The organism is Bradyrhizobium sp. CCGB01, assembly GCF_024199795.1.
Lineage (GTDB): Bacteria > Pseudomonadota > Alphaproteobacteria > Rhizobiales > Xanthobacteraceae > Bradyrhizobium.
The window spans coordinates 3,339,748-3,351,210 of sequence record NZ_JANADK010000001.1; the positions used below are offsets into that span (position 1 = coordinate 3,339,748).

The window sequence follows — 11,463 nt, forward strand, 5'->3', positions numbered from 1 at the left end:
GCCATGCAGGGGTTGACCGCGTCCGAAGCGCTGGCCCGGCTGAAAGCCGAGGGCTTCAATGAACTGCCTCGCACGGAGCGGCGGACGATCGTCAGCCTCGTCATCGAAGTGTTGCGCGAGCCCATGCTGCTGTTGCTGCTGGCGGGCGGGCTGATCTACTTCGCCCTGGGCGACCTCGGCGAGGCGCTGCTGCTGCTCGTGTTTGCATCGATCTCGATCGTCATCACCATCGTGCAGGAGGCGCGCACCGAGCGCGTGCTCGACTCGTTGCGCGACCTGACCAGCCCGCGCGCGCTCGTGATCCGCTCGGGCGAACGTATCCGTATTCCCGGCCGCGAGGTCGTTCGCGGCGACCTGATCACGCTCTCCGAGGGAGACCGCGTGGCCGCCGACGCCACGGTCCTTCGCTGTGATGATCTCCTGCTGGATGAATCATTGCTGACGGGAGAGTCCGTTCCGGTCCGAAAGCAGGCGCGGCCGGCGCTCGAAGAGCCGGTGCCGCACGCCGGCGGTGACGACCAGCCATTCGTGTTTTCCGGCACGCTGGTGGTGCGCGGCAGCGGCCTGGCCGAAGTCACCTCGACCGGAGTCCGGAGCGAGATCGGCAAGATCGGACAATCGCTGCATTCGCAAGTGACGGAAGCACCCCGTCTGCAACAGCAGACGGCGCGGCTGGTAGCCGTGTTTGCCATCGCCAGCGCCTTCGTCATCGCCTTGACCGTGCTCCTGTATGGGCTCTACCGCGGCGGCTGGCTGGAGGGCGTGCTTGCCGGCATTGCACTCGGCATGTCGATGCTTCCAGAGGAGTTTCCGGTCGTGCTGACGGTGTTCCTCGCGATGGGGGCCTGGCGCATCTCGCAGGCCCGCGTGCTGACGCGGCGTGCCTCGGCTATCGAATCGCTGGGCGCGGCGACCGTGCTCTGCACCGACAAGACCGGCACGCTGACGGAAAACCGCATGACGGTCGCACGCCTGGTGCTGCCCGATGGCGCGCAGTGCACGCCTGATGTCGCGGTGCGCGCCGAACCTGCGTTCGATCGATTGATCGAAACCGGCGTTCTGGCCTGCGCCCCGGAGCCGTTCGATCCCATGGAGAAAGCGTTGCATTCGCTCGGCCCGGGGACCGGCGCCGACTGGCGGCTCGTGCAGAGCTACGGTTTGCGTCCCGACCTCCTCGCCATGTCGAACGTGTGGCGTGGAAGCGGCGCTGAATGCGTCGTCGCGGCAAAGGGCGCGCCCGAGACAATCGGCCTGCTTTGCGGAATGAGTGCCGAAGAGCTGGCGGGATTGCGGGCACGTGTCGATGCGCTCGCCCGGGAAGGGCTTCGCGTGCTCGGCGTGGCGCGGGCGACTTGTGCGGAGACGGATCTTCCCGAGACGCAGCCTGGCTTCTCCTTCCGGTTCTGCGGCCTGACCGGCTTCGCCGATCCGCTGCGGCCTGAAGTGAAGGGCGCCGTCGCCGAATGCCGCTCCGCCGGCATCCGCGTGGTCATGATCACCGGCGACTATCCCGCGACCGCGTTCGCGATCGCTACGCAAGCAGGCCTCGATCCCGAACGGGTCCTGACTGGGGCAGACGTCGAAGGCATGGCGGATGCCGAACTCGCCCAGGCGGCCCGGGGACGAACCGTCTTCGCGCGAATTGCGCCGGCCCAGAAGCTGCGCATCGTCACCGCGCTCAAGAGCGCCGGCGAGATCGTTGCCATGACGGGCGACGGCGTCAACGATGCGCCCTCGCTGAAGGCTGCCCATATCGGCATCGCCATGGGCGGGCGCGGCACCGACGTGGCGCGAGAAGCATCCTCGATCGTTCTGCTCGACGACGATTTCGGCTCGATCGTGAAGGCGATCCGGCTCGGCCGCCGGATCTATGACAATCTTCGCAAGGCGATGAGCTTCATCCTCGCGGTCCACGTTCCGATCGCCGGGCTTGCGCTGTTGCCGCTGGTGACCGGGCTGCCGTTGCTGTTCGGGCCAGTCCACATCGCGTTTCTCGAGATGATCATCGATCCCGTCTGCTCACTGGTGTTCGAGGCCGAGACCGAAGAGCGCGACGTGATGCAGCGGCCGCCGCGCGCGCCGGACGATCCTCTGTTGCCACGGTCCCTGCTGGTCTGGTCGGCGCTGCAGGGCGGGCTTGCACTGATCCTGAGCGGCGGCGTGATGGTGGCGGCGAATGCCTACGGCATGCCGGCGAACGAGGTGCGGGCGCTGACGTTCTTCTCGCTGGTGCTTGTGATCGTGAGCCTGATCTTCGTCAACCGCTCGTTCTCGACGTCGCTTGTCGAAGCCTTCACCCGGCCGAACCGGACACTGACCATCATTGTCGTGTTCGTGATCACCGTTCTCGCCGTGAGCCTTGCGTGGCCGGCCGCTGCCGACCTGTTTCGCTTTGGGCCGCTTCATGCCGACGATCTCGCCGTCACGGTGGCGGCGGCGCTGATATCCCTGGTGTTGCTGGAATTGTCGAAATACCCGCTACGTCGCAGTCGGCGTGCGCCAAGCCCGTAGCCCGGATCGCTATTTACAGTTCTTGCAGATCGTCAGCTTTCGTTTCAGCGCCTCATCTTCCTGATCGACTGATGACTGCTCCGCGGGGCCATTTGTATCCGGCCTGGATTTGGAGCCCTTTGCCGCGCGTGACCTCACGGGCGGCATCACCTGACTTGGGGTGTCATTGTCGTCGACAGCGCTGAAGCCATCATAGTCGGCGCCCGGATTCGGCGCCGGCGGAAGCCCGCCGATCACGGGTGGCGAAGCCTCTCTGCCAGAGGTCGCCGGCGGGGGAGTTCTAGAATCTTTGGCGCTCGCGCGTGGCGGCGATGCCTTGGGCGGCGCAAGCGAAACCGGCGGCGCGACCGAAGTCTGGCCTCTCGCGCTGTCGTGCGACGAGGCGCCGACAAACATGAGGCCGAGAGCCAACAGCGTCACGCTTCTCATCCGCATCCTTCAAACGCTTTGGTTCATTGATTGTCAGCATCGCGCGCCGAGCCACGCCGCGCTGAAGACTATCAGGACTCACATGGCCGTCAAAGCGCCGTAGCGGGGTAGCCCGGATGGAGCGAAACGCTATCCAGGGCGACGGTATTCGCGGGAGCCGGCCCCGGATTACGCTGCGCTCCATCCGGACTACGATCCGTCGCGTTGCCGGAGTTGGGTCAGTTACCGTCGGTCAAAAAATTCGTATTTATGGAAATCTGGTTTTGTCGCACAACCCGAAACACCCCGGCCCGCCACAAGAGACGTTCTCGGGCCGTCACGCGACGCGGGTTGGGATGCCGTGGCTGCGACGGCCCCGGCTCGCTGCACTCGAGGGGCGAGAGAAGAGGGCCAGGCTCGGGCGAAAGTCATAGCGAACGCAAACGAAGCAATCCAGAATCCCTCCACCGAAGGACTCTGGATTGCTTCGTCCGCATCAGCGCAAAATTGCTTCGCAATTTGTCGCGAGCTCCACGCAATGACGAATTGCGTGGCTGCCGCGGCCGCTACTTCAGCGACGAGCTGATCGAGTTGAACTTGTTGTTGAGGAGCTGGCTGCCGGTGTTGTTCACGACGGTCACGATGGCCAGCGCGATACCGGCGGCGATCAGGCCGTATTCGATGGCGGTAGCGCCAGACTCATCGGCAAGGAAATACCTAAGCAAACGCATTGCCAACTCCTGTTCATCCGACCCAATGTATGGCCGCGTCGTTTTCGGACTCGTAAATAGATCGAATAGATTTTTCCGCGCGACAGAAGAATGAAGCCCGGGCGTCGCGCCTCCGTCACATACGATGGCATCCATTAAATTAAGGTTCCATCGATCCATCCAAATGGATTCAAAATCGAACCTGCGCGGGAGCCGCCTTCTCAGGGCGCGATCCTGGGGCCCTGCACGCCGGGACGACGGCGTTTCAGCACGGCCGCGAGGCGATTGACCAGATCCTTCACCGTGCCCGGCCGCGTCGCCGTGCCCGCGGCCTGTTCGGTCACAGGGCCGTCGTTCACGATGCTGATGTAGTTCTTTCTGACGTCCTGCTGCACGGGGCACGCGAACCCTTGGGCTCAATCGGGACCGGCACCATGCTGCGTGCAGGGGGAACCAACGGTTAATTTTGTCTCCCGTAGGAATACCCTGCCGTGCCGGAACGAGAGCGCCGCTTAACGATTTGTTGAGCCTGTTCGTCGGGGTCGGCAGGGAAGTTAGCCGGGATGCCGGCCATGGCGCTCATTCGCGCCGGCCGTCCGCATTCAGCGCCCGCAACATCGCGATGCGGGCGAACATCACCCAGCCGCCGCCGGTCTCGGCTGCGTTGATCAAGGTCTCGATCGCGGTCTGCCAGTGCGCTTCGTGCTGCGCGTCCTCGGGCAGCCGCATGATGTAATCGGCCGCCTCTTGAAGCGTGAGCAGCTTGCGCCTGCTCCCTACGCGAACGGGATCATCGAACGCCGTCGACCAGGGCATGTCAGGCTGCCCGATCGGCGAGGGGAAACATCACGGTGCGATTGCAGCTGCGATGCGTCTACCCGGCCTTCTTCGCCCGCGCCGGGGCACGCACCGGCTTGTCCGCGGCCTTCTTCGAAGTTTCCTTCGAAGTTTCCCTGGGTGCGGCCTTCGCCGCGGCGTCCTTGCCACCCTTGCCTGATATCGGCAGCAGCATCTCGCGCTGGCCCTCGGCGCGCTTCTTCGGCTTCTTGCCCTTGACGGTCTCTTTGGCGACCTTCGCCGCGGGCGCGGCATCCTTCTCGTTGGCGATGCTCTTCTTCAGCGCGTCCATCAGGTTGATGACGTTGCCGCCGGTCTTCGGCGCGGCCTTCGCGGTGATCGGCGCGCCGCTGCGCTTCTTGTTGATGAGGTCGATCAGCGCGGTCTCGTAATGGTCCTCGAACAGCTCGGGTTCGAACGCGCCGGACTTCTTCTCGACGATATGTTTGGCGAGGTCGAGCATGTCCTTGGTCAGCTTCACGTCCTGGATGTCGTCAAAATATTCCTGCTCGCCGCGGACCTCGTAGGGATAGCGCAGCAGCGTGCCCATCAGGCCGCTCTCGAGCGGCTCCAGCGCGATGATGTGCTCGCGGTTGGTCAGCACGACGCGGCCGATCGCGACCTTGTCCATGCTGCGGATGGTCTCGCGGATCACCGCATAGGCGTCGTGGCCGACCTTGCCGTCAGGCACGAGATAATAGGGGCGGATCAGATAGCGGTTGTCGATGTCGGCCTTTGGCACGAACTCGTCGATGTCGATCGTGTGCGTGGAGTCCAGCGCGATGTCGTCGAGCTCGTCCTTGGTGACTTCGATGTAAGTGTCGGTGTCGACCTTGTAGCCCTTGACGATGTCCTCGGAGGTCACCTCGTCACCGGTCTCGGCGTCGACTTTGAGGTACTTGATCCGGTGGCCGGTCTTGCGGTTGATCTGGTTGAACGAGACCTTCTCGGTATCCGAAGTCGCCGGATAGAGCGCGACCGGGCAGGTCACGAGCGACAGACGCAGAAAACCCTTCCAATTGGCGCGGGGGGCCATGGGCTACTCCAAACGCAACGGGGACAGAGGACGAGGATACCATCGGGGAACAACGAATCATAGCAAGGCAGGCTGCGGAATCTTGCAACTGCGTTAACCGGCCGCTCGACGCGCGGTTGCAGCGCGATCCGACCGCAAAAGCCGGAACATCATATCCGATCAGGCGTTGGCTCGGGACATCAGGCCGCGAGGGGGCGCGGACCAGCGGAGACAGCACCCGGAGATTGAGGCACTATGGCAGCTACGCGAGAGCATGATCAGATCGTCGAAACCGCAACCGAGGCGCGTCAGGGTGAGCCCGGGCCGTCGGTGGCCGCCCTGCTCGCCATTTCGACCGGGCTCGCGATCCTGATCCTCGCCGTCATCTGGTTCGTGTTCTTCCGGACCTGACGGCCAGCCGACGGGACGGTTCGGACCTTTCGACTCGCCGCGTAACGCGGCACATTGCGCCCGCCACGCCGCCGGTTGTCCGGTGGCCCGGCGGGCGCAGTCGCGTCGGCCGCGAAGAAATCGTATATGACCAAAAAGTAACGCGGCCGGTTCCCCGCGTTCATATTCAGTTCACGCCGGAATTGCTCATCTGTAGCAGTGTTCATGCGGCCTATTTCTGGAGAGAAGCGTGCGCCTGCTCGTTGTTGAGGACGACCCCGATCTCAATCGCCAGCTCACCAAGGCGCTGACCGACGCCGGCTACGTCGTCGACCGCGCCTTCGACGGGGAGGAGGGGCATTATCTCGGCGATACCGAGCCCTACGATGCCGTCGTGCTCGACATCGGCCTGCCGAAGAAGGACGGCATCTCGGTGCTGGAAGCCTGGCGCCGCAACGGCCGCACCATGCCGGTCCTCATCCTCACCGCGCGCGATCGCTGGAGCGACAAGGTCCAGGGGTTCGATGCCGGCGCCGACGATTACGTCCCCAAACCGTTCCATCTGGAGGAGGTGCTGGCGCGCATCCGCGCGCTGCTGCGCCGTTCGACCGGCCATGCCCAGAGCGAGCTCAGCTGCGGCCCCGTCACGCTCGACACCAGGACCGGGCGGGTCAGCGTCTCCGGCAATCCCGTGAAGATGACCTCGCATGAATATCGGCTTCTGGCCTATTTGATGCACCATTCGGGGCGCGTCGTGTCCCGCACCGAGCTGGTCGAGCACCTCTACGACCAGGACTTCGACCGCGACTCCAACACCATCGAGGTCTTCGTCGGCCGCATCCGCAAGAAGCTCGACGTCGACATCATCCAGACCGTCCGCGGCCTCGGCTATCTCCTGACCCCGCCGCCCGCGCCGGGCGCCTGAAGCGTCTGGACTTGACGGGAGGCCGAACAGGGGCCTTGGTCCGGTCATGACGTCCGACGCCCCGCCACCCTGCGCCTGCCGGGACCCTTCCGATGCCCGCTAGCTCGCTTGCCAACCGCCTGTTCCTGTCGGCGACGGCGTGGCTCGTGGTGATCCTGGCCATCACCGGGGTGGTGCTGTCGTCGGTCTACAAGAGCGCCACCGAGCGCGCCTTCGACCGCCGCCTCAATCTCTATCTGCGCACCCTCATCGCCGAGGTCGCGACCCCCGACGAGCCGCCGGACCGTCAGTTCCAGTCGCTCGGTGAGCCGCTGTTCGAGCTGCCGCTGTCGGGCTGGTACTGGCAGATCACGCGGACCGATACCGAAAAGCCGGAGGTGCGCTCGTCGCGCTCGCTCTGGGACAAGAAGCTGCCGAAGCTGGAGGAGCAGGGCACCGAGCTCACGGCTGCCGGCATTCGCCTTGCCTATGTCGACGGGCCCGAGGGGCAGAATCTGCGCATGGTCGAACGCCCCGTCGATCTCGGCGCGGACGGCAAATATCTGGTCAGCGTCGCCGGCGACGACACCGAGATCTTCGATGAGACGCGGAGCTTCGACTACTATCTCGGCGGCACCTTCACTGCGCTTGGCATCGTGCTGCTGCTGACCACGGTATTCCAGGTCCGCTTCGGTCTGGCGCCGCTCAAGCGCATCTCGGAATCCATCGCCGATATCCGCTCGGGGCGGGCCGAGCGGCTCGAGGGTGAATTCCCGGTCGAGATCGCGCCGCTGGCGCGCGAGACCAACGCGCTGATCGACGCCAATCGCGAGATCGTCGAGCGCGCGCGCACCCATGTCGGCAATCTCGCCCATGCGATCAAGACGCCGCTCTCGGTGATCGTGAACGAGGCCGGTTCGCACGCCACCGAGCCGTTCGCCGCCAAGGTGATGGAGCAGGCCGACGTGATGCGTGACCAGCTCGCCCATCATCTGGAGCGCGCACGCATCGCGGCGCGGGTCTCGATCGTTGCGACCGTGACCGAGGTTGCGCCCGTTATCGAGGCGCTGCGGCGGACCATGGAGAAGATCCATCGCGATCGCGACATCATGGTCGAGGCCAAGGCCGATCCGTCGGCAAAATTTCGCGGCGAGCGGCAGGATCTGGAGGAGATGGTCGGCAATCTCGTCGACAATGCCTGCAAATGGGCGGCCTCGCGGGTCTTCATTGAGGTCCTGGTGGAAGCGCCGCACCAGGCGGGCGCCGGCCCCCGCCTGCGGATCGTCGTCGATGACGACGGCCGGGGCCTGTCGGAGGCCGAACGCGCCCAGGTCTCCCGGCGCGGCCAGCGGCTCGACGAGTCCAAGCCCGGCTCGGGGCTCGGCCTGTCGATCGTCACCGATCTCGCCGCGCTCTATGGCGGCAGCCTTTCACTGGGTGGCGCCCCGACCGGTGGCTTGCGGGCAGTGCTGGTCCTTCCCGGAATATAATCCTTTGTTCCGGCAAGATTATTTGGCTGGCCGGGCACCGATCCGGACGAAACCGGAGCTATTTCGGAGCAACTTCCTAAACGGCTTCTTAAGTGGGGCCCACCTATGATCGCGCAGGACGAATCCCACGTCCGCCATCTTACCGTGCATTACCCGGGCGCATGAGCCAGACATCGATCGAGCGGCTGAGGGAATATCTCGCGCAGCTCCCGCCGCAGTCGCAGGCACTGCTGATGCGGGAGTTCGAGCGCGCGCTCGAGCGCGGCCAGGACACGGCGGTGGCGACCCTCGTGCTCGAGCAGCTGCGCAAGATCGTCCGCAAGACCGAAGTCGACGAGGCTCCGCCGCCGCGCACGGACGATCTGTCGCGGCTGCTGTTCCAGGTGCTGGAACCGTTCCTGGTCGAGGCGGGCGCCCCGGTCCGGGTCGGCCAGATCCGCCGCTCCTCGCTGCATCCGATCTGGCAATGGCTCGGCCGCGACGGCGCCCCGGACAAGGTGAACGAGTTCGAGGCGGCACTGGCGCGCATGCCGACTTCGGACAGTGCGGGGCAGGTCGAAGCCCTCGCCTCGAAGCTTCAGGCGGTGGCCGCGGACGCCATCTTCGAGCTGACCGGTCCCGGCGGCGGCGACAAGTCGCGCGCGCTCGCCCGCGTCGGCCCGCCTAACGTGATCGAGGACCTGTATTCGATCGGAGCGGTGCTCCAGGTCCGGGAAGCCATCGCTACGGTGAACGAGAAGCTGCCGCGCTTCCTGCGTACCTTCGGCGATGCCCAGATCGCATCGGTGACGGCCACGCTCAACATTCCCGTGCTCCAGACGCCGCAGATGCTGCCCTTCGCGCTGTCGATCGTCGTGCAGCGGATGACCGCGCGGTGGCAGATCATCCGCCTCGCCATCAAGATTGCCGCCTCCGACGACGAGATCCGCGTTGCGGCGACGCCCTACGGTGTGGCCGTCACGATTGCCCTGCACGATTTGTCCTGCGTCGCCGCGGCGCTGCGCATGGACATCAAGCGCGGCCATTTCGAGAACGTCGCCGACAATCTCAAGGCGCTGCATGACGGCGTGCGCGGACTTCGCACGGAGCTCGATCTGCGCAACGATTCCGCCTGGGGCAAGCAGCTGACCTCGATCCGGGCCGACATCTCCAACGCGCTGCAATCGGAGATCGACAGCGTTCCCGGCCGCGTTCGCCGCATCCTGCGCCAGCGTCCCGAGAAGGACATTCCCCCGGGCGCGCGGATCGACAGCACCGAGGTCGAGGAAACCGTGGCGCTGATCGATTTCGTCGCGACCTGCCGCAACTACGCGAGCGAGCTTGCGATCAACGAAGTGACGCTGCGCACCTATTCCGATCTCCAGCAATATGTCGAACGGTCGACCGAGCAGTTGGTGCAGTCGCTGCGCGCCGCCGATCACAAGGTCCGCACGTATCGGCAGCAGCAGGTACAGGCCGCGATCCGCTTCTGCCAGGTGCTGTTCGGCGATGATTACGCGTCGCTGATGAGCCGCGCCGCGGAGAACGCGGCCACGGGCGAGCGCAAATCGTCGCGCGCGAGCTGATCAAGCGCATTATTTTGTGATCACAATTTGAGGTTGACGGTGCCGGTGGCCGGCCCTACGGTCGCCGTGCAAGTTTTTGGAATTTCTATCTGTGGGCGCATGAAACCCCTTATCAGCTCCATCGAAATTGAAAACCGCGTCATTGTTGCCAAGTATCAAAGGCTGATGGTTGGCGCGAAGGTGGTGCTGATCGAGAAGTCAAGCGGCCGGCAGCTGCCCGAGACCGTCACCAGGGTTGCATCGCCCGTTCCCGTCGGGGCGTTGCGCATCAGATTGCCTGACGCAATCGAGCCGGGAACATACTTCCTGAGGGCCTTCAACGGGCACGGCGAGGACGCGGCGCAAAGCGCCGACTTCGAGATCCGCTAAGTCGTTGGATTTTCACCGTTTCGGGACTGTGTGCGGTCGCGCCGAATTGACAATTGTCAATTGCCGCATCGTCCGGCCGTGGTGTAAAGCCACCTATGGGCGCGGTTCGCGCGCTGCCGGAAGCTTGCCAGATGACGCTATGGTTCGTGTTCGCGCTGATGACGGTCGCGGCGATTTTCGCCGTGCTTCTGCCGCTCGGCCGCAGCGGACGCGCGCAAGACCAGGGCCGCCAAAATCAGGGCAGCGAGGTCGCGGTCTACAAGGACCAGCTGGCCGAGATCGAGCGTGATCTCGCCGCAGGACTGATCGCCGCACCCGAGGCCGAGGCCGCACGTGTCGAGATCAGCCGCAGGCTGCTTGCCGCAGCCGGGAGCGAGGCGGCATCGGAGCCGCAATCGAGCCTCAAATGGCGCCGCGCGGCGGCCGTGCTGGCGCTCGTCGGCCTGCCGCTGGTTGCGGTCGGCGTCTACATGCCGCTCGGCTCGCCGATGCTGCGCGACTTTCCGCTGGCGCAGCGGGAGCAGGGCTCCGGGTCCGGCATGGCGCGGTCGCTCGAGACCCTCGTCGTGCAGGTCGAGCAACATCTGGAAAAGAATCCCACCGATGGACGCGGCTGGAACGTGCTCGCGCCGGTGCTGGAGCGGCTCGGCCGCTTCGACGATGCGGTGCGCGCCTATCGGAACTCGCTCACCTACAATGGCGAGAGCGCGGAGCGCCGGTCCGATCTCGGCGAGGCGATCGCGGCCGCCGCCAGCGGCGTGGTGACTGCCGAGGCCAAGACCGAATTCGAGCGCGCGCACGCACTGAACGCCGACGATCCCAAGGCGAACTATTTCCTCGGTCTTGCCGCCGAGCAGGACGGCCGCAAGGACGATGCCGCCAATATCTGGCGCACGCTGCTGGCGAAAGCGCCGGCGGATGCGCCGTGGCGTGCGCTCGTGCAGACCTCGCTCGCGCGGGTCGGCGGCGGTGGCGCGACGATGCCGGCGCTGTCGGACGAGACGATCGCAGCGTCCAAGGACATGAACGAGGGCGATCGCAACGCGATGGTTCGCGGCATGGTCGAGCGCCTGGCCACACGCCTCAAGCAGAACGGCGACGACGTCGAGGGTTGGTTGCGTCTGGTGCGCGCCTATCTCGTGATGGGCGATCGCGACAAGGCGGTGGGCGCATCGAGCGATGCCCGCCAGGCGGTCGCCAACGATGCCGCGCGGCTGCGACAGCTCAACGAAGGCCTCAAGACGCTCGGGGTCGACGGATGACG

At 65.3% G+C, this 11,463-nt stretch carries 13 protein-coding genes; 8 read left to right on the forward strand and 5 right to left on the reverse strand.

What is annotated here, in order from left to right:
- The first annotated feature begins 3 nt into the window (after positions 1-3).
- Positions 4-2,511: a cation-translocating P-type ATPase gene (locus tag NLM25_RS15260; protein WP_254137482.1), complete on the forward strand. Its 2,508-nt coding sequence runs from the start codon at positions 4-6 to the stop codon at positions 2,509-2,511.
- Positions 2,512-2,520: 9 nt separating this feature from the next.
- On the opposite strand, the gene NLM25_RS15265 is transcribed toward NLM25_RS15260, so the two are convergent.
- Positions 2,521-2,907 (reverse strand): hypothetical protein, encoded by a 387-nt coding sequence (locus tag NLM25_RS15265; RefSeq protein WP_254141187.1) that lies wholly within the window; start codon positions 2,905-2,907, stop codon positions 2,521-2,523.
- On the opposite strand from NLM25_RS15265, the gene NLM25_RS15270 reads away from it, so the two are divergent.
- Positions 2,801-3,043: a hypothetical protein gene (locus NLM25_RS15270; RefSeq protein WP_254141371.1), complete on the forward strand. Its 243-nt coding sequence runs from the start codon at positions 2,801-2,803 to the stop codon at positions 3,041-3,043. The two genes, NLM25_RS15265 and NLM25_RS15270, sit on opposite strands and share 107 nt — an antisense overlap.
- A 442-nt stretch (positions 3,044-3,485) precedes the next feature.
- Here NLM25_RS15270 and NLM25_RS15275 read toward each other — a convergent pair whose 3' ends face one another.
- The 4 genes from NLM25_RS15275 to NLM25_RS15290 form a co-directional block, all read right to left on the reverse strand.
- Positions 3,486-3,650 carry a Flp family type IVb pilin gene (locus NLM25_RS15275; RefSeq protein WP_254117736.1) on the reverse strand — a complete coding sequence of 55 codons (165 nt, stop codon included), beginning with the start codon at positions 3,648-3,650 and terminating at the stop codon, positions 3,486-3,488.
- Positions 3,651-3,850: 200 nt separating this feature from the next.
- Positions 3,851-4,024 (reverse strand): hypothetical protein, encoded by a 174-nt coding sequence (locus NLM25_RS15280; RefSeq protein WP_254117737.1) that lies wholly within the window; start codon positions 4,022-4,024, stop codon positions 3,851-3,853.
- 184 nt (positions 4,025-4,208) lie between these two features.
- Positions 4,209-4,445, reverse strand: a complete 237-nt coding sequence (locus NLM25_RS15285; RefSeq protein ID WP_254117738.1) for a hypothetical protein — start codon at positions 4,443-4,445, stop codon at positions 4,209-4,211.
- Positions 4,446-4,503: 58 nt separating this feature from the next.
- Positions 4,504-5,502, reverse strand: a complete 999-nt coding sequence (locus tag NLM25_RS15290; protein ID WP_254117739.1) for a Ku protein — start codon at positions 5,500-5,502, stop codon at positions 4,504-4,506.
- 234 nt (positions 5,503-5,736) lie between these two features.
- On the opposite strand from NLM25_RS15290, the gene NLM25_RS15295 reads away from it, so the two are divergent.
- The 6 genes from NLM25_RS15295 to ccmI all read left to right on the forward strand — a co-directional run bounded on the left by NLM25_RS15295 (position 5,737) and on the right by ccmI (position 11,461).
- A complete protein-coding gene (locus NLM25_RS15295; protein WP_254117740.1) occupies positions 5,737-5,892 on the forward strand; it encodes a hypothetical protein in 156 nt (51 codons plus the stop codon).
- Between the two features lie 229 nt (positions 5,893-6,121).
- Positions 6,122-6,796 (forward strand): response regulator transcription factor, encoded by a 675-nt coding sequence (locus NLM25_RS15300; protein WP_254117741.1) that lies wholly within the window; start codon positions 6,122-6,124, stop codon positions 6,794-6,796.
- Positions 6,797-6,888: 92 nt separating this feature from the next.
- A complete protein-coding gene (locus NLM25_RS15305) occupies positions 6,889-8,265 on the forward strand; it encodes a sensor histidine kinase (RefSeq protein ID WP_254137483.1) in 1,377 nt (458 codons plus the stop codon).
- A 161-nt stretch (positions 8,266-8,426) separates the two neighbouring features.
- Complete coding sequence (locus tag NLM25_RS15310; protein ID WP_254117743.1) at positions 8,427-9,830, forward strand: hypothetical protein; 1,404 nt, start codon at positions 8,427-8,429, stop codon at positions 9,828-9,830.
- A gap of 99 nt (positions 9,831-9,929) precedes the next feature.
- The gene (locus NLM25_RS15315) at positions 9,930-10,199 is read left to right on the forward strand and encodes a hypothetical protein (RefSeq protein ID WP_254137484.1); all 270 of its coding nucleotides are present in this window, start codon (positions 9,930-9,932) and stop codon (positions 10,197-10,199) included.
- A 131-nt stretch (positions 10,200-10,330) separates the two neighbouring features.
- Positions 10,331-11,461: a c-type cytochrome biogenesis protein CcmI gene (ccmI, locus tag NLM25_RS15320; protein WP_254137485.1), complete on the forward strand. Its 1,131-nt coding sequence runs from the start codon at positions 10,331-10,333 to the stop codon at positions 11,459-11,461.
- Positions 11,462-11,463 lie beyond the last annotated feature (2 nt).

What these genes read in the sequence shown, in the direction of transcription:
- NLM25_RS15260 (WP_254137482.1), top strand. Translation starts at nt 4, where the DNA reads ATGCAGGGGTTGACCGCGTCCGAAGCGCTGGCCCGGCTGAAAGCCGAG.
- NLM25_RS15265 (WP_254141187.1), bottom strand. Translation starts at nt 2,907, where the DNA reads ATGTTTGTCGGCGCCTCGTCGCACGACAGCGCGAGAGGCCAGACTTCG.
- NLM25_RS15275 (WP_254117736.1), bottom strand. Translation starts at nt 3,650, where the DNA reads ATGCGTTTGCTTAGGTATTTCCTTGCCGATGAGTCTGGCGCTACCGCC.
- NLM25_RS15285 (WP_254117738.1), bottom strand. Translation starts at nt 4,445, where the DNA reads ATGCCCTGGTCGACGGCGTTCGATGATCCCGTTCGCGTAGGGAGCAGG.
- NLM25_RS15290 (WP_254117739.1), bottom strand. Translation starts at nt 5,502, where the DNA reads ATGGCCCCCCGCGCCAATTGGAAGGGTTTTCTGCGTCTGTCGCTCGTG.
- NLM25_RS15295 (WP_254117740.1), top strand. Translation starts at nt 5,737, where the DNA reads ATGGCAGCTACGCGAGAGCATGATCAGATCGTCGAAACCGCAACCGAG.
- NLM25_RS15305 (WP_254137483.1), top strand. Translation starts at nt 6,889, where the DNA reads ATGCCCGCTAGCTCGCTTGCCAACCGCCTGTTCCTGTCGGCGACGGCG.
- NLM25_RS15310 (WP_254117743.1), top strand. Translation starts at nt 8,427, where the DNA reads ATGAGCCAGACATCGATCGAGCGGCTGAGGGAATATCTCGCGCAGCTC.
- NLM25_RS15315 (WP_254137484.1), top strand. Translation starts at nt 9,930, where the DNA reads ATGAAACCCCTTATCAGCTCCATCGAAATTGAAAACCGCGTCATTGTT.
- ccmI (WP_254137485.1), top strand. Translation starts at nt 10,331, where the DNA reads ATGACGCTATGGTTCGTGTTCGCGCTGATGACGGTCGCGGCGATTTTC.